The following is an 18516-nucleotide window of genomic DNA, read 5'->3' on the forward strand; positions in this document are numbered from 1 at the left end:
TGAACCAACCAGGCTTTTGGAACCCCGTCTTTATTTAACACCTCTCTGCCAGGCTCAGCTTGCCTGGACACCAGATCTGGCGAGGGCTTTGGATCAGGTTCAGCTTTTGGTTTTGGCTCTACCGCAGCAACAGTCTCGGCAGGAACGCTCTGCTCCCGAGCTTCGTCTTCGGGAAGCAGTTGGTATTGTTGGTCGGCCTGTTTTATCGGCTGAATATCGGGATTTCGAACAGGTTCGTTCACCTGCATCGGTTCAATTTGCGGAGCCGCTGGAATTTGAGAGGTGCGATCCACGGTCGGGCGATTCTCCGGCTCGAACAAAATGGGCACAAACAGAACCCCCAGCGCCAGCAATACCAGCGCCCCGACCAATCGTTGCTTTAAACCATCGTCCACGAATCAACCTTTCCCTTGTTAAGAATCAGCATTAGAATCTAGGTCTAACTGCCTTATTTTATTACAAATCCAAAACCTATTAATCAGCCACAGACAACACAGCAACTTTACGCGCCACCCGCCAGTACAGACAATGCCTCAGCCACCGTAAAAAAGGAACCCATAATCACCACCCGATCAGTCGGCCCGATTCTGGAGGCCAACTGAGTCAAGGCCGCCGTAACGCTGGGATGAACCTCTGCATCACAACCCAACTGCCTCAAGTCATCTTGTAATAAGGCACTGCTTGCCGCTCGGGGATTATCACTCAAATCGGTCACATGCCACTGCCAGACCTCTGATGTTAAGGCCGAGAATACCCCCAGGCGATCTTTATCCTTCATCATGGCAACCAAACCGTAGGTCACGCCTTCACAAGGATTTGCCGCCAGCCGCCCGGCCAGCAACTCTGCCGCTGCCGGATTGTGAGCAACATCCAGCAGATAGTGCCCGCCGTTATAAACAACTTTCTGAGCCCTTCCTGACAAGCGAAGGCTGGTTAACAATGAGGATAAGCTGCCGGGTATCCTCTCGCCTAGCAACACAAACCCTTGCAGAGCCGCAGCGACACTGGGCAGAGGTAACTGGGGCAACGGCAGCTCTGAGCAGTGCAGCAATTCACCCTCTTCTGTGACGCCTTGCCAATCCCATTGTTCCCCACTGTCTGCGACTGTGACATTCAATGACATCCCCATAGACACCCAATAAGCACCTATGTCATGAGCATAATCAGCAACGGTAGCTGGAGCCTGCGGGTCCGCGCAAATGGCCCAACGGTCAGAACGGTAAATACCGGCTTTTTCATGCCCAATAACACCGATATCGGAACCCAGCCAATCCTGATGATCCAGTGCGATGGATGTCACAATGGCTACATCCGCATCCATAATGTTCACCGCATCCAAACGACCACCCAAACCGACTTCCAGCGCCATCACATCGACGCCTTTCTGTTGGAAAATATCAATGGCTGCGAGGGTGCCGAATTCAAAATAGGTCAATGAGATCCCCCCTCGAGCTTGGTCTATACGCTCAAAGGATTCACAAATACATGAATCTGCAACTTCCTGGCCGTTTACCCGGATGCGTTCGTTATAGCGCAACAGATGGGGGGAGGTAAAAGCGCCGACAGTCAAACCCTGAGACAGGCACAAAGCCTCCAGAGTGGCGACACAAGATCCTTTACCATTGGTTCCTGCGACCGAGATCACTCTGGCTTTGGGCTGAAGCAGCCCCATTTTCTCTGCCACAGCACGGACCCGCTCCAGCCCCATATCAATTTCGGAGCTATGCAAGCCTTCTTGCCAGCGCAACCAATCACTTAATTCTGTGTATCTCATTAAACCTTCCGTACCCGGTGCAACCCAAACATAAAAATCGAGGCCAATAAAAAAGCCCCTGGGAAGGGGCTAGTTTAATACGTTTCACGAAGAATTAACGCCTTCTTGCTCAACAGACCTGTCTGAAGAAACCGGGGCTGTTGAGCTTTCAGCTTATGCTGCAGGGACAAGTTTATGCCGCAGGACGCTGCATAAACTTGGCCAGCAGACCACCCACCTTTTCACGCATATCGTGACGTGAAATGATCATATCGATAGCGCCATGCTCCAACAGGAACTCGCTGCGCTGAAACCCTTTGGGTAATTTCTGGCGAATGGTTTGCTCAATGATGTTAGGGCCAGCAAACCCCGCACGGGCACCGGGTTCAGCAGCATTGATATCACCCAGCAGAGCCAGGCTGGCAGAAACACCACCATACACAGGATCGGTCATGATGGAGATATAAGGTGTTCCCTGCTGCTTGAGGCGTTCAATTACGGCACTGGTTTTGGCCATCTGCATCAGAGAAATCAAAGCTTCCTGCATGCGCGCCCCACCCGTTGCAGAAAAGCAAACCAGTGGAATATCTTCAGTCAGAGCCAATTGAGCCGCGCGGGTAAATTTCTCACCCACCGCGTACCCCATAGAACCGCCGTGAAAGGCAAATTCGAAGGCTACTGCCACCACAGGCTGACCATTCAACTCACCGCGCATAGCGACCAGAGCATCTTTTTCGCCGGTAGTCTTCTGAGCAGCCGTCAGTCGATCTTTGTACTTTTTAATGTCTTTAAATTTCAGACGATCAATGGGCTCAACATCCACTGCCAGCTCTTCACGATTTTCCTCGTCCAGGAAAATATCCAGACGCTTACGAGCACCGATACGCATGTGGTGATCACATTTCGGGCAGACGTCCAGATTGCGCTCAAGCTCAGGACGATACAGGACCGAACTGCATTTAACGCACTTTTTCCACAAGCCTTCAGGTACTTTACTTTGACCGCGTGAACGCGATGAGCGCACTACATTAGGAACAATCTTATCTAACCAACTCATAATGTCGGGTCCCTTAATTTTAGATAATCTTAGGTGTGTGTTCTTATTTAGCTAACAGTGTCTTGAGCCTAAACCAGTGTCTTGGGCCTAAACCAGTCTTGAACTAAACTAGCGTCATCAGCCCAATCCGTTAAGACAACTCATCCAGCCCTGCACGAATCGGTGCAATCAATTCGACAACAGCTGCGGCTATATTTTCAGGTGACTCATCAGCCATGGCGCCCATTTGTTCCACTAACAAGCTCCCAACCACAGCGCCATCGGCGTACTGACCGATCAGTTTTGCTGTCGCCGCATCTTTAATGCCAAAACCAACACAGATGGGCAGATCGGTTAATTCACGCAACTCTGTCAGCTTGGACTCAACAGACGCAACATCTAAATGCCCTGCGCCCGTCACGCCTTTCAGTGACACGTAATACAAAAAGCCACTGGCCAAATCAATAATGCTCTGGGCTCTTTCGCGATTTGTGGTCGGCGCCAGTAAAAAGATATTTTCAATGCCACACTTTTTCAGTTCTATATTGAGTGTTGCCGCTTCTTCCGGGGGTAAATCCACCGTCAGCAAGCCATCAACACCGGCTTCACTAGCCTGTATAGCGAAGGACTCATAGCCCATCCGTTCTACCGGATTGGCGTACCCCATCAATACCACTGGCGTGTCATTATTCGTTTCGCGAAACGCCTTGACCACGGCCATTGTAGACTTCAGTGAGGTCTTATTAGCCAGAGCCCGCTCGTGCCCGAGCGCAATAACCGGACCTTCCGCCATGGGGTCCGAAAACGGCACACCCAACTCAATAATATCAACACCTGCAGCAACCATGGCGTGCATAGTTGTCAGTGTAGCATCCGGCACCGGATCACCATTGACAATATAAGTCACGAGCGCTTTGCGCCCCTTTTGCTTGGCTTCAGCCAAACGCGCTGTTATACGATTCATCAATTTTTACACCTTAATGCCGTCGATCGCTGCAACCGTCAAAATATCCTTATCACCACGTCCAGACAGATTCACCACAATCACCTGATCTTTATCCATGGTAGGAGCCAATTTAGCCGCGTACGCCAGCGCATGACTGGTTTCCAGAGCAGGCATGATACCTTCAACACGGGTCAACTCACGGAAAGCTGCCATCGCCTCACCATCATTGATCGCCACATAGTTCGCGCGACCAATATCTTTTAACCATGCATGCTCAGGCCCCACGCCCGGATAATCCAAACCTGCAGATACCGAATGCGTCTCAATAATCTGACCGTTCTCGTCTTCCATCAAATACGTTCGATTACCGTGCAGAACACCTGGTATACCATCATTTAATGGCGCAGCATGCTTACCTGTTTCGACGCCATGGCCACCGGCTTCAACACCGTATATTTTGACATCTTCGTCCTCCAGGAAGGGGTGAAACAAACCAATCGCGTTGGAACCTCCACCGACACAGGCCACCAGAGCATCGGGCAACTTGCCAGCCTGAGCCAAACACTGTTCGCGCGCCTCACGTCCAATCACACACTGAAAATCACGTACTAATTTCGGGTAAGGATGAGGTCCGGCAACAGTGCCAATAATGTAAAAGGTATCGTCAACATTGGTCACCCAGTCACGCATGGCTTCGTTCATCGCGTCTTTCAGTGTACGAGAGCCAGACTCCACGGGATGAACAGTAGCGCCCAACAGCTTCATACGGTAAACGTTCAACGATTGACGCTGAACATCCTCTGCGCCCATATACACTTCGCATTTCAAACCCAGACGGGCAGCTACCGTCGCAGACGCTACGCCATGCTGTCCCGCGCCAGTCTCAGCAATAATACGGCTCTTACCGCTGTATTTTGCCAACAAAGCCTGACCGATGGTGTTATTGACCTTGTGAGCACCGGTGTGGTTTAAATCCTCACGCTTAAGGTAAATTTGTGCACCACCCAACCGATTACTCCAACGCTCAGCGTGATACAGCGGGGATGGACGTCCAACATAGTGGGCCAAATCTTTATCAAACTCGGCCTGAAAGTCCGGATCGTCTTTTAAGTGGTTGTACATTTTCTCCAGCTCATCCAGAGCAGGCATCAATGTCTCAGACACAAAGCGTCCACCGTATACGCCAAAGTGCCCTTTTGAATCTGGAAATTGGGAATAGTTTACAGCCGATTTTTTCTCTACATCACTCACTGCTTATCTCCGCTTCGCATGGCGAACAAACGCCAACATTTTTTCGGTGTCTTTTTTGCCCGGCGACGCTTCTACGCCACCGCTGACATCGACACCATAGACCTGTGTGGACTCAACAGCTGTTGCAACATTCTCCGGGTTGAGCCCTCCCGCGAGCACCACCGGCATAGAGCTCTGAGTGGGTACACGCTGCCAATCAAAGGTTTCCCCTGTTCCTCCGGGAACACCTGGGCGGTAAGCATCCAGTAAAACACCTACCGCAGAAGTGAACTTCGCCATCGCTTTTGGTACATCAAGATCATCCTTCATACGTAATGCTTTTAAATACGGACGTTGAAACTGCTGACAATATTCTTCACTTTCATCGCCGTGGAATTGCAACACATGGAGCGGTACGTGGTTAAGTACATCGGTGACAAATTCAGTCTCTGCATTCACAAACAGCCCCACAACCGTGACGAAAGGCCCGACCTCACGGGCAATTTCCGCTGCCTGCTCCACGGTGACCGCTCTCGGACTCTTGCGGTAAAAAACCAGGCCAATAGCATCCGCACCCGCACTAACAGCTGCCTCGGCATCGGCTGTCGAAGTGATGCCACAAATTTTGACACGAACCTGAGAATGCATAGTCTACCTTACGTCTCCGTGTTCAGCAGCGCTGTTGAACACCGGGTATACAAGCCTGCCAGCTGAGCTTTCAACTCGCTAATGCCTTTAAATAACAACTCGCTACCGCTTTTAAACAAAGAGGTGGATATTACCAGATGCGGCCTGAAAATACTGTATTCAAGCCTCTTGAGCCCGAAATTCACCGAGCCTTTCACCAAAGAAACAAGGTCCCGGCAAGGTCACCGGCAAATCAAAATGCCCTGGATAGTCGATGTCCACCAAGTGCAGGCCATTGGGCTTCGCTGTCACGCCAGCCTTGCGACGATCACGAGCAGCTAACACCTCTGCCGCCCACTCTACCGGCTGATCGCCCACACCAATCGACAACAACACACCCATGATGTTCCGAACCATATGATGCAGAAACGCATTGGCCTGAATCTCCACCACGATCAGATCTCCCCTGCGGGCGATATCCAGGTAGTGAATATGACGGACCGGACTGTGAGCCTGGCATTGAGAAGCCCGGTATGAGGTAAAATCATGCTTCCCCACCAAAGCCTGTGCCGCTCGCCACATCGATAATTCATCGACAGCTTCACGCACCCAGGTCATTTGCTCATACCCTAGAGCCGGGCGTGAAGGTGTGTTGGCAATGATGTAGCGATAAGTGCGAAAACGGGCACTGAAGCGGGCATGGAAATAAGGAGTCACTTTTTGCGCCCACTTTACACTGACACTGTTTGGCAGAAGTGCATTTACTCCACGAGTCCAGGCCTTTAAAGGTCGAACAGCGACCGTATCGAAGTGCACTACCTGATTGGTGCCGTGCACTCCTGTATCAGTGCGCCCGGCGCACACCAGCGTAACAATCTCATCAGCGACCTGTGATAAGGCGGCCTCAAGCCTGGCTTGCACCGTATCCACACCAGTCGGTTGCTTTTGAAAACCATGGAACGACGCTCCATTATATTCAATGCACAACGCTACCCGCTGCATACCTTCCGGAAACACCCCTTCTTCCAGAATTTCTGCATTGCGCGAATAAGGTTTTTGTCGAGGAGGGTAGATTTCTGACATTCTTGGAAAACACAACCAATGAGTAAACAACAGTTATAAAGGGCGCAATTTAAGCCCTTACCAATCAAAAAGGTTAAACCCCTGACAATGAAAAAGGCCTTGTGTACATTGTACACAAGGCCTGACTGTCATCGATAATTACTACAAGATATTATTACGAGGTAATTAGCCGATACGGGTCAAAAGCTCTTCAGCTTCTTTTTTCTGCACATCATTACCTTCAACAACTACCTCACCCAAGATATCTTTGGCGCCATCCTGATCACCCATATCGATATAGGCACGGGCTAAATCAAGCTTGGTTGCCGCTTCATCGGTGTCGGCCAGGAAATCCAGCTCAGCATCAAAGTCTTCATCGCTCATGTCGCCATCCATCACATCTTCAGGCGTTGGCAAATCAGACATAGCTTCGGTGAATACATCGTCTTCAGAGGCATCTGACTCTGCGAAATCATCCGCATCAAGCCCGAGGTCAGCCGCCAAATCGAACTCTTCACTTTCATTGGCATCTTCAGAAACAGCCGCCGACTCTACAGCCTCGTCTTCGAGGGTGGGAACATCGTCCAGAGAGAGCTCAGAGGCATCATCTTCAGAAGATACCAGCTCATCGGTAACGGCTTCCGAATCCAGGCTTTCCAGCTCAGAATCCAACCCTTCCAACTGCAGATCAAAGTCGCTATCCGCTCCCTTGCCGCCATCTTCCAGATCGGCATCAAAATCCAGGGTATCTAAAGTCAGCTCTGAATCTTCGGTACTGCTAGCACCAGCCAAGCTCTCGGTCTCTTCCAGCTTCCCGGAATCATCCAGCCCTTCGATATCCCCTAACTCCAGAGAAAGCTCGTCACCCTCTGCACTATCAAACTCCAGGGTGCTGGCATCAAAGTCACTGCTTTCAACATCTTCAAGGCTTAGCTCATCACCTTCAAGGTTCAGGGCATCGCCCTCCCCTGAAGCATCATCAGAACCAAACTCTTCTCCGGCAAAATCCATATTCTCTGAGAGAGCACTAACCTCTTCATCCAAAGCCGCGAGATCCATATCGTCCATATCCAGATCAAACGCGTCTCCATCATCATCAGAAGAATCCAATTCCAGATCCAGCTCATCAGCTGCCAACTCATCGTCGCCTTCCGGCAAGTCCAGAGTCAAAGGCTCGGAATCGTCTTCCGCCAGATCAAAAGTCAGCTCTTCGCTGTCAGCATCTTCATTAGTGGAGTCTGCTGTAGAATCGGATAGGAAATTGGTACCCTCTGGCGCATCAGACAACTCAAGCTCAAGAGAGTCCTCTCCTGACGCCCCTTCGTCTAACTCCAGATCAAAACTCTCGTCACTCAGAGACTCGGTATCATCAAAGTCCAACACAAACTCATCGTCGGACTCATCGGACTCATCGGACATAGTGTCACGATCTGTTGAGGTCAGTTCTGACTCAAAGCTCAGACTAAAGTCCTCTCCAATCGAGAACTCTGAATCGCCAGTTTCGCTCTCTAGAGGATTTTCAGCCTCATCTGACAAGCTAAGAAGTTCCTCATCAGATCCAACCTCGGAATCACCGACTTCCGCATCATTGAGGTCCAACTCAAACTCTTCGTTGCCCAGCGAGAAATCATTACCGGTATCTTCAGTGTACGCCGGAGCGTCCGCAAACTGCTCTCTCAGGTCGTCAGCTCTCGCAATAGCTGAGGCATCCCCCAGCGCACTGACTTCACTATATTGCTGATCAAATTTATCAAGATCCTGAGTCTCGAGATAAACCTCCATCAACTTCAGACGAGCCGCGGTATTATTCGAATCTTGCTCCAGAGCGTTTTGCAACATCTCTTCAGCCTGATCGAACTTGCCATAAGCGATATAAATGTCTGCCTCACCCACAGCATCCCCAGTTTGGGATTCCGTAGGGGCAGCCGTCATCAGCTCATCCTCTTCAGACAGGTCAACGTCTTCGTTGTCCATATCAAAGTCGTCTGCAACACCGGATTCAATTGCCGCATCAATATCAGCTTCGGGCTCTTCTGGTTGAGCGACAGGCGCTGACGGGGTATAACCTTCGGCCTCTTCATCTTCGTTGCTACGACGACGCAAGAGCAAGAACAAACCAGCCAGAATTGCAACAATAGCGCCGCCGATATACAGGATATTGTCCATGACCATATCCATAAACGAAGGCTCTTTCGGCTTAGCTGAACGAACAACCTTCGAAGAATCTACCGGCTTAGTGGCCTGCGGCTTAGTTTCTGCGGCTGGAGCTTTACTTTGCTCTACCGATTGCGGTGCCGCAGCCTGGGAATCGGCAGACTGTTGAGCAATATCTTGCTGGTCTTCAGACGAACTGGACGCGGCCTGCTGCTGTAAAGCCTGGAGCTCTTCACTGGAAACTTCCAGCAAGCGCTCCATGGTCTCAATCTGATCTTCCATTTCCGCCACGCGATCTTTCAATTCCGCGTTTTCACGACGAGAACGGTCCAATTCTTCCTGGGAGATGGCCAGCTCATTTTGAAGGGAGGCAGTGTCACCACCCACTTCACCCGCAGCTCGTCCAGCCTGCATGGATTCAGAAGTATCCGCACCGGCAACCGTCAAACGGCCGGAGACACCTTCCTGCTGACTGCCTGAGGTAGATTGTTGACGCTTGCTGCCTTCCAGTTGCGGCCCACCGGCATAACCGGACCACTCGGAATTTTGCTGAGCAACTTCGCTGACAGCTTGTCGAGCCTGGATATTATCAATATCGTTGCCAGTAGGAACTCGCAGCACCTGACCTTTGCGCAAAAGATTAATATTGCCGTTGATAAAAGCTTCGGGGTTTAAGCGCTGAATGGCCAACATGGTCTGCTGAACCGAATACTGCCGATTGGGGCGAACCTTTAAAGCGATCTCCCACAAGGTGTCACTTGAACCTACCGGACCATAGACATCTCCCTGATAGGCGGGAGCGCTGCTGCGGGACGATGCTCCGGAGGAAGGTTGCTGCCCAGCTGGCGGTGTATTCCGAGCTGGTGTCGAACGGCTTGAAGTAGTACCGGAGGAAGAACGCGCACTCTGAACCGGAGCAGCCTTCTGGTCAGAAAACGTTGGCAAATCCATCAACAGGGTATATTCCCTGAGGATACGCCCGTTTGGCCACTGGCTCTCTAACAGGAAATTCAAATAGGGTTCTTTAACCGGCTTTTTGCTGGTCACCCGGATAACAGGCCCCGATGGCGAATTAAGATCAATTTCAAAACGCAGATCGGTCAGAAAAAAGACCCGGTCAATTCCGGCTCGCTGAAAGTCATCGTTAGAGGCAAGATCGACCAGAATCTCACTTTTTGTCAGATCACGAACCTGTAACAGCTTAATTTCTGCAGTCAGAGGTTCATTCAGTCTGGACTGTAACCTTATTTCACCCAAACCAAGTGCGCTGGCCAATTGGGCACCCATAGTACCTGCAAGACCTACTGCTAACGCCAGCTTACGAAGACGCATAGAACGTTCCTTTTATTATCTCCCTGGCCCCCAAGTGCCACCCCATTATTTGTTCCGATATCCGTATCGGCATGGCTCAGGTGAACCCGACTACGACTCTGTTGACGATTTCTTGAGACTCAGGCAACACCCAAACCTCGAACAGATCTTCACTAATGGTCGTAAGTATTCATTATAAATAGCTTTTTATCAACAACACGCCCAGCCTCCCGCCATTCATGGCTAGCGCTTTGCACTCATAACTTGACGCACACCTCATTTTTCCAAGCAGGCATCTTGACAGCAAGCAGGGGGAATTGATCACAAATAGCACTTTCAGCGTCAGGATAAAACAAAAGCACTGCCGGGCAAAGGGCTTTATGACGAACGGGACACAGAAGAAGAGCAGGAGAGGAAACAGCGAATATCAACGACCAGAGGGCAGGATGTAACAGTACTCCGCAGGGCAAAACACCCTGCCGGAGTAAAGATCAGACAAGCTTAAGCTTCGATCAGGATACGCAACATACGGCGCAGAGGCTCTGCGGCCCCCCAAAGCAGCTGATCACCAACGGTAAAGGCATTCAGGTACTCAGGACCCATATTCATTTTACGCAAACGACCAACGGGTACAGACAAAGTGCCTGTAACCTTGGTAGGCGTCAGCTCACGCAGAGTAGCATCGCGGTCATTGGGTACAAACTTGGCCCATTCATTACCTTCCGACAGGATCGACTCAACCTCAATCAAAGGAACGTCTTGCTTCAGCTTGATAGTCAGAGCCTGGCTGTGGCAGCGCATGGCACCAATACGCACACACGTGCCATCGATAGGAATTATGGAGTCACTGCGCCCCAGAATCTTGTTGGTTTCAGCCTGCGCCTTCCACTCTTCACGACTCTGGCCATTATCCAGCTGAGTGTCGATAAATGGCAGCAAACTGCCGGCGAGCGGATGACCAAACTGATCTGTGGGGAAACCGTCACTGCGCATGGTGTCCGCAATTTTACGATCGATCTCCAGAATAGCGCTGGCTGGATCAGCCAATTCAGGTGCCACTGAGTCACGCAAAGCACCCATCTGCGAGATCAACTCACGCATATTCTGAGCACCGGCACCACTGGCAGCCTGATACGTCATAGCGGAAACCCACTCGATCATATCGGCTTTAAACAAACCACCCAGCCCCATCAGCATCAAGCTGACGGTACAGTTTCCGCCAATGAAGTTTTTTACCCCGTTGGTCAGTCCGTCTTTAATCACGTTCTGATTGACTGGATCCAGAACAATGATGGCATCATTGGCCATCCGCAGACTGGAGGCCGCGTCAATCCAGTAACCCTTCCAGCCACTGGCACGCAGATCTGCAAAAACAGATTTGGTGTAATCGCCCCCCTGACAGGACACAATCGCATCCATGGCAGCCAATTCTTTAATGTCGCGCGCGTCTTTCAGAGCAGGAATATCCTTACCAATGGCAGGCCCCTGCCCTCCTACATTAGAAGTCGTAAAGAATATTGGCTCGATATCAGCAAAATCGTTTTCTGCCAACATCCGCTCCATCAATACGGAGCCAACCATGCCACGCCAACCTACAAAACCTACACGCATCGTACCCTCTCAATTACGTCTGAAAGTGGAAAAATAAGAAGTAAAATAATAACACACCTGAGAAAAGAATGCCGGAGCAGCCTGGATCCGACCCTGGCAAGACAGCCAAAGCCTCGGCCACTCCGACTTCCGGAGTTGATTTAAAGTTGTCGCTCTCATGAAGCAACTACCGAAAAATCAACTCTCTGCCAGCAATGCCTTAACCACGGCGTCACCCATTTCAGCGGTAGAGACCTGTGTCATGCCTTCCGACATAATATCTCCGGTGCGCAACCCCTGATCCAGCACCTGGGACACAGCAGCTTCCACACGATTAGCCGACTCACCCGCTCCAATTGAGTATCGCAACAACATGGCCGCGGACATGATGGTGGCTAACGGGTTAGCGACACCCTGCCCGGCAATATCCGGTGCGGAGCCATGGGATGGCTCATAAAAGCCCTGACTGCCTTCATTCAGAGAAGCTGATGGCAGCATGCCTATCGAGCCGGTCAGCATGGAAGCTTCATCCGACAGGATGTCCCCAAACAGGTTGCCAGTTACCATAACGTCGAACTGCTTGGGATTCACAACCAACTGCATGGCCGCGTTATCCACATACATGTGACTCAACTCGACATCCGGATAATCTTTGGCCACCTCTTCCATGATTTCGCGCCACAACACTGACACTTCCATGACGTTGGCTTTATCAACAGAGCAAACCTTCTTGCCACGTTTCTGCGCCGCATCGAACGCGACCTTACCAATTCGACGAATTTCAGATTCGCTGTAAACATCGGTATTGAAACCCTGACGCTCACCATTTTCCAGAGTGCGGACACCGCGCGGGCCACCGAAATAGATACCGCCCGTCAGCTCACGCACGATAAGGATATCCAAACCGGCAACCAGCTCAGGTTTCAGTGGCGACGCATCCGCCAACTGCTCAAACGTAATGGCCGGACGCAGATTGGCGAACAGATCCAGATCGGAACGAATGTCCAGCAAGCCAGCCTCGGGACGCAGATGACGCTCAGTTTTGCCATCCCACTGAGGACCACCGACAGAACCAAACAGAATCGCGTCTGCTGCGCGCGCTTTTTCACGGGTCTCCTCGGGGTAAGGATGGCCATGCTTGTCGTATGCGCGGCCACCCAGCATGCCCTCCACAAAATCCAGACCCAGTCCGTCTTTGTCATTCACCGCTTCCAGCACTTTGCGGGCTTCAGCGATAATCTCAGGGCCGATACCGTCCCCTTCCATGATCAGTACATTCTTACTCATCTCAATTCCTCTTATGCGGGCTTGATGGCCCCAAACAGCCATGGAGCTTGCTGCTTGCGTTTTACTTCATAGGCGCGTATCGCATCGGCGTCTTCTAACGTCAAACCGATATCATCCAGACCATTTAACAGGCAGTGCTTGCGGAACTCGTCAATTTCAAAACTGAAAGTTTCACCAGACGGGGTTTTCACCACTTGCTCGGCCAAATCAATGGATAATTCGTAACCTTCGGTGGCGTACATTTCCTGAAACAACTGCTCAACCACTTCGGCGGGCAAAATGATCGGCAACAACCCGTTTTTGAAGGAGTTATTAAAGAAAATATCCGCGAAACTCGGCGCAATAATCGCTCGGAAACCATAGTCATCCAGAGCCCAGGGCGCGTGCTCGCGACTGGAACCACAGCCAAAATTTTCACGAGCCAACAGGACTTTTGCCCCTTGATAGCGCGGAAAGTTCAGCGGAAACTCTTCATTCAGCGGACGACCGCTGCAATCCTGATCCGGCAAACCTTCATCCAGATAGCGCAACTCATCAAACAGGTTTTTACCAAAACCGGTACGCTTGATGGACTTCAAAAAGTTCTTCGGAATAATCATGTCCGTGTCGACATTGGCGCGATCCATAGGAGCGGCAACGCCAGTGACCTGAGTAAAGCTTTTCATCAGTTTGCTCCTTATGCCTGAGCCGTGAGATCACGGACATCGATAAAGTGACCGGCAACCGCCGCAGCCGCAGCCATGGCCGGGCTCACCAAGTGGGTACGACCGCCGTAGCCCTGACGACCTTCAAAGTTACGGTTCGACGTGGACGCACAGTGTTCACCATTGCCCAGTTTATCGGCATTCATGGCCAAACACATGGAACATCCCGGCTCACGCCATTCAAAACCGGCCTCCACCAGAATTTTATCCAGCCCTTCCGCCTCTGCCTGAGCTTTTACCTGGCCTGAACCGGGCACCACCATGGCCTGAATCACTGAACTGGCAACCTGACGGCCTTTGGCCACTTCCGCAGCTGCACGAATGTCTTCAATGCGGGAGTTAGTGCAGGAACCGATAAATACGCGATCCACGGAGATGTCAGTAATTTTCTGACCCGCCGTTAATCCCATGTATTGCAGCGCACGCTCGATACCGGACTTTTTCACGGGATCCGCTTCTTTAACCGGATCTGGAACACAGGCATCCACTGGCAACACCATCTCCGGCGACGTACCCCAGCTGACTTGTGGCTTTATGCTGGCGCCATCGATCTCAACAACCTTATCGAATTCAGCATCGGCATCGCTGACCAATTCTTTCCAGTTGGCGATGGCCTCTTCCCACTGAGCTTCGTTAGGCGCAAAGGTACGACCCTTGACGTAATCAATGGTCGTATCATCCACGGCCACCATGCCGGCGCGGGCGCCAGCCTCAATGGCCATATTACAAACGGTCATGCGACCTTCCATCGACATGTCGCGGAACACCTGACCACCAAACTCCATGGCGTAGCCGGTACCGCCTGCGGTACCAATTTCAGCAATAATAGCCAACACCACGTCTTTGGAAGTAACGCCCGGAGCCAACTGACCATCAACCTTGATCAGCAGGTTTTTCATTTTCTTGGCCACCAAACACTGGGTTGCCATCACATGCTCTACTTCGGAGGTCCCAATACCGTGGGCCAAAGCTCCTAAAGCACCATTGGTGGCAGTGTGAGAATCGCCACAAACAACGGTCATACCCGGCAAACAGGCACCACTTTCAGGTCCGATCACGTGCACGATACCCTGACGGTTGTCGTTGATTTTGAACTCAACAATCCCGAATTCATCACAGTTATCATCGAGGGTCTGAACCTGAATGCGGGACACAGGATCTTCAATTCCCTCCACCCCGGAGGCGCGCTCAACGATGGTGGTGGGCACGTTGTGATCCGGAGTCGCCAGGATGCTGTCCACACGCCACGGTTTGCGACCAGCCAGACGCAGACCTTCAAATGCCTGAGGTGTCGTCACTTCGTGAATAATGTGGCGATCGATATAAATTAACGCCGAGCCATCATCCCGTTCTTTCACGAGATGGGCATCCCAAAGCATGTCGTAGAGGGTTTTACCCGCCATTGGAAACCTCACTTGTACTATCAACGATTGTTTTGAACTGAATTAACTGTTTTGAGCCGAATCAACGGCTGTATTGGACCGGTACTTTTTGGCTTGAGCCAAACATCCGGCCTCGTATTCATACTGTCCTGGACATTTTACTAACCAGTCTCAAATAAGACAAATTCATCTTTTTTATAAATTGCATTCCTTAAAGGAATGACTTTAAATGCCATCTATGGAGACCCAACACCTGAAAGCCTTTATCACAGTTGCTCGTCTGGAGTCCTTTACGGAAGCCGCTGAACAGCTACACCTGACTCAGCCAGCCATCAGCAAACGCATCTCGTCACTGGAGCAGCAATTGAACTGTCGCCTGTTTGACCGCATCGGCCGGAAGATTGCTCTCACTGAGGCTGGTCGAGCCCTGTATCCGAAGGCCGATAAAATCCTGCAGGACGTCAGTGATACCGAACTGGCACTGTCTAACCTGTCTGGGAGTGTAAGCGGAAGTCTAAGGTTAGCCACCAGCCACCACATTGGCCTGCATTACCTGCCGCAGGTGTTAAAACCCTACACGCAACGCTATCCGGAGGTCTTGCTGGAGCTGGATTTTATGGATTCGGAAAAGGCTTACGCGGCAATCAATCGCGGAGAAATCGAACTGGCTATCATCACACTATCTTACGACCAGCCAATGAATATTGAAGCCATACCGTTGTGGGAAGACCCGCTGTCGTGTGTGGTTGCGCCCGATCATCCTCTGGCATCTGCCGTCGCGCCGACATTAACGCAACTAAGCCAATATCCAGCCATTCTTCCGGATCCGACCACACACACTACACAGCTGGTAAAACAAATTTTTGAGCGCAACCATTGTGAACTCAGAATTAGCATGCCAACCAACTACCTGGAAACCATCAAAATGATGGTGTCCATTGGACTCGGCTGGAGCGCCCTGCCCAACACCATGGTCGATGATCAACTTTGCCCCGTCGTCGTCGAGCAGGTGTCACTGACCCGACAGCTGGGCTGTATTCATCACAAAGACAGAACTTTAAGCAATGCCGCCAACGCGTTTTTGCAGGCATTGCGATAGAGCCAGAAAGACATAGTTAACGTAAAAAAGACAGACGAAACGAATTATTTACCGGCCAACCACAGGGCTTCCGACTGTTTTCGAGCCAACTGGGCTGCCTCCTCATCATCATCCATCAGAGCCATCAACCCGGCCTGATACCATCGAGCCGCTGCTCTCTGACGGTAAAACGCCAATACCTTGTCACTGCTTCCGCCCTCTCGCTTCCACTGCAACAGTTTTGAAGAATATTCCGCTGACAATCGCCACAGCTCCGCCGACAATTCAGTGTCATTATTTCGGCGCTCAGCATCCGCAGATAAAGCCTGACTGTCACTGGCATTTCGCAACAATTTCTGAGCCAAGGCCCGCTTAACGGCTAACTGATCTTCCGGAGTGTCCGCTAAGGACTGCCATAAGCTTTCTGCTTCCGCAGCAGACTTTTTCGCATCTTCAATATCGCGATCAACCAGTGATTTATAGAGCGCCTCTCGCCTCTTATCATCTGCACGAGCATCGTAATAATCACTCAAACTGGCCGCCAACTGATAGAGCTGATGCCGCCCTTTAGCTTCACGTTTACGCTGTGACAGAGCCCCAAGCCAATCACCTTTATCCTGCAGAGACTTCGCCAGAGTATTCGCTTCCCTTACAGCCCAGGACAACAACTGACCCCTTTCGATGGTAGATTTTTCGTCAGCAATGGGCTGATCGTCCATCTTGCCCAGCAGTAACTCCACCGATCCGACATTGATACCGGACACTCGACAAACCCCGACTCCGGCACCATCTGCACACGATTTTTTGAGCTGCTGCTCTTCTTTGCGACACTCGTTGGACCAGGCTTTATCCGGGATGGATTCACAGTTGCAAGATATTTGAGGGCAGGATGTTTCTGCTCCAGCCGTTAAAGACCAGACACACAACAAACCGCCAATAAGACTCCTTGACACAGACACTCTCCTGAAAACTTCTTTTATTTTTAGAATTTATCTATTTTATACAGCGTGCTTTTATAGAACGTGAATCGTTATTTTTATAGTTTAATACGGATACATTGATTACGACTCACACTCTTCCAGTCAGCGGCATTGATTAACAACCAATCTGGAAAACGGCAATTCACCTATCACTGTGAGGCTATTCCGTACGTATTGAAAGTAATTTTTACATTCTTCTCAAACACTTTTCAACTGTATCGCCTCTAACACCCCAGAACACCAGAGCAAACGCGAGTACCGCAGACAATGTACTAAAAGCAAATGAGGCTACCGGACTGGCGCTCCAGACCCATCCACTTAACAAGGCTCCCACGGCTCCACCAGCCCCAAAACTCACCGCGCTGTACAAAGCCTGCCCTTGCCCTTGATTCCCACCTTGAAAAAAGCGCCTGATAAATTCAATAGACACCGCATGCGCCGTACCAAAAGCAAAAGCGTGCAGTAATTGTGCAAAAATCAACACGCCAGGATTATCAGGGTAACAACCTATTAGCCACCAGCGTACTGCCGTAGCAAACAGGGTCAACAACATAATCTGCCGCAGACCAAAGCGATTCATAAAGTGATGCATAAACCAGAACACCACCACTTCAGCTACTACCCCCAACCCCCACAACAAACCAATAGCCGTGCGGCTGTAATGCAGCCCCTCGAGGTACACACTGTAAAAAGTGTAATAACTGCCGAAACTGACTTGCAGCAAAAAGGAAGCTAGCAGGAAACTGAGAACCGACTTTGACAAACAAATCTGCCAAAAGCCCTTTTCTAAATGATGCTCGGCTAAAGGCGTTTTCTGCTCACGAACGGTCAGTGAGCTGATCCAGATGAAAAACAGAAACGCCAAAGCGGCAACCGGCATATACGCTACGGACAAACTGTCGAATACATACCCAAGCACCACAACGGCAACGATAAACCCAACTGAACCCCACAGCCTGATACGACCATAGTAATGAGTCATGCCGTCGAGAAAGTTCAAAGTCACCACTTCAAACTGGGCAAGCACCGCATTCCAGAAAAAACTGTAGGCAGCGATGATTGCGGCTATCCACAGGAAACCCTGTTTCCATAACATAAAAGAAAAACTGGCACACGCCAGGAAGGAGCCCAATCGGATAATGGATAGCCGGCGCCCGGTATGGTCAGCCAGCCACCCCCAGATATTGGGAGCCACAATACGGGTGGCCATCATCACGGCAAAGATTTGACCGATTTCGGTCGGAGAATAATCGAGGGACTGCAGATACAGCCCCAGAAAAGGCACTATGGTGCCCAGCAGAGCAAAATAGAAAAAGTAAAAACCGGAAAGACGCCAATAGGGAATCTTCCGGCCTGATATGCCTTTAAAAGACACC

Annotated in this window: 14 protein-coding genes and 1 pseudogene; 1 reads left to right on the forward strand and 14 read right to left on the reverse strand. The window is 50.8% G+C overall.

The features are described 5' to 3' along the window. From ACTG33_RS02595 to leuC, 12 genes and pseudogenes are all read right to left on the reverse strand, one after another. A pseudogene (locus ACTG33_RS02595) lies at positions 1-395 on the reverse strand (hypothetical protein); the annotation flags it as partial. A 107-nt stretch (positions 396-502) separates the two neighbouring features. Next, positions 503-1774 (reverse strand): bifunctional tetrahydrofolate synthase/dihydrofolate synthase, encoded by a 1272-nt coding sequence (gene folC, locus ACTG33_RS02600; RefSeq protein WP_439133622.1) that lies wholly within the window; start codon positions 1772-1774, stop codon positions 503-505. Positions 1775-1946: 172 nt separating this feature from the next. Then, the gene (gene accD, locus ACTG33_RS02605; RefSeq protein WP_439133623.1) at positions 1947-2810 is read right to left on the reverse strand and encodes an acetyl-CoA carboxylase, carboxyltransferase subunit beta; all 864 of its coding nucleotides are present in this window, start codon (positions 2808-2810) and stop codon (positions 1947-1949) included. A 130-nt stretch (positions 2811-2940) separates the two neighbouring features. Beyond that, complete coding sequence (trpA, locus tag ACTG33_RS02610) at positions 2941-3753, reverse strand: tryptophan synthase subunit alpha (RefSeq protein ID WP_439133624.1); 813 nt, start codon at positions 3751-3753, stop codon at positions 2941-2943. Positions 3754-3759: 6 nt separating this feature from the next. Further along, positions 3760-4986 (reverse strand): tryptophan synthase subunit beta, encoded by a 1227-nt coding sequence (trpB, locus tag ACTG33_RS02615; RefSeq protein ID WP_439133625.1) that lies wholly within the window; start codon positions 4984-4986, stop codon positions 3760-3762. A gap of 3 nt (positions 4987-4989) precedes the next feature. Continuing rightward, complete coding sequence (locus tag ACTG33_RS02620; RefSeq protein ID WP_439133626.1) at positions 4990-5613, reverse strand: phosphoribosylanthranilate isomerase; 624 nt, start codon at positions 5611-5613, stop codon at positions 4990-4992. Between the two features lie 159 nt (positions 5614-5772). After that, positions 5773-6675: a tRNA pseudouridine(38-40) synthase TruA gene (gene truA, locus ACTG33_RS02625; RefSeq protein WP_439133627.1), complete on the reverse strand. Its 903-nt coding sequence runs from the start codon at positions 6673-6675 to the stop codon at positions 5773-5775. A 165-nt stretch (positions 6676-6840) separates the two neighbouring features. Continuing rightward, positions 6841-10140 carry a FimV/HubP family polar landmark protein gene (locus ACTG33_RS02630; RefSeq protein WP_439133628.1) on the reverse strand — a complete coding sequence of 1100 codons (3300 nt, stop codon included), beginning with the start codon at positions 10138-10140 and terminating at the stop codon, positions 6841-6843. A gap of 480 nt (positions 10141-10620) precedes the next feature. Further along, a complete protein-coding gene (gene asd / locus ACTG33_RS02635) occupies positions 10621-11730 on the reverse strand; it encodes an aspartate-semialdehyde dehydrogenase (RefSeq protein ID WP_439133629.1) in 1110 nt (369 codons plus the stop codon). A gap of 177 nt (positions 11731-11907) precedes the next feature. Continuing rightward, positions 11908-12996 (reverse strand): 3-isopropylmalate dehydrogenase, encoded by a 1089-nt coding sequence (leuB, locus tag ACTG33_RS02640; protein ID WP_439133630.1) that lies wholly within the window; start codon positions 12994-12996, stop codon positions 11908-11910. An 11-nt stretch (positions 12997-13007) separates the two neighbouring features. After that, positions 13008-13661 carry a 3-isopropylmalate dehydratase small subunit gene (gene leuD / locus ACTG33_RS02645; protein ID WP_439133632.1) on the reverse strand — a complete coding sequence of 218 codons (654 nt, stop codon included), beginning with the start codon at positions 13659-13661 and terminating at the stop codon, positions 13008-13010. 11 nt (positions 13662-13672) lie between these two features. Continuing rightward, positions 13673-15103, reverse strand: a complete 1431-nt coding sequence (gene leuC / locus ACTG33_RS02650) for a 3-isopropylmalate dehydratase large subunit (protein WP_439133633.1) — start codon at positions 15101-15103, stop codon at positions 13673-13675. Between the two features lie 208 nt (positions 15104-15311). Between leuC and ACTG33_RS02655 the strand changes: the two genes are divergently transcribed. Beyond that, positions 15312-16181, forward strand: a complete 870-nt coding sequence (locus tag ACTG33_RS02655; protein ID WP_439133635.1) for a LysR family transcriptional regulator — start codon at positions 15312-15314, stop codon at positions 16179-16181. 44 nt (positions 16182-16225) lie between these two features. Here ACTG33_RS02655 and ACTG33_RS02660 read toward each other — a convergent pair whose 3' ends face one another. Then, complete coding sequence (locus ACTG33_RS02660; RefSeq protein ID WP_439133636.1) at positions 16226-17113, reverse strand: hypothetical protein; 888 nt, start codon at positions 17111-17113, stop codon at positions 16226-16228. Between the two features lie 214 nt (positions 17114-17327). After that, entirely contained in the window at positions 17328-18515 is a 1188-nt protein-coding gene (locus tag ACTG33_RS02665) for an MFS transporter (protein WP_439133637.1), read from the reverse strand. Between the last annotated feature and the right edge of the window lies 1 nt (position 18516).

This window comes from Pseudomaricurvus sp., from assembly GCF_965662505.1.
Classification (GTDB): Bacteria; Pseudomonadota; Gammaproteobacteria; order Pseudomonadales; family Cellvibrionaceae; genus Pseudomaricurvus.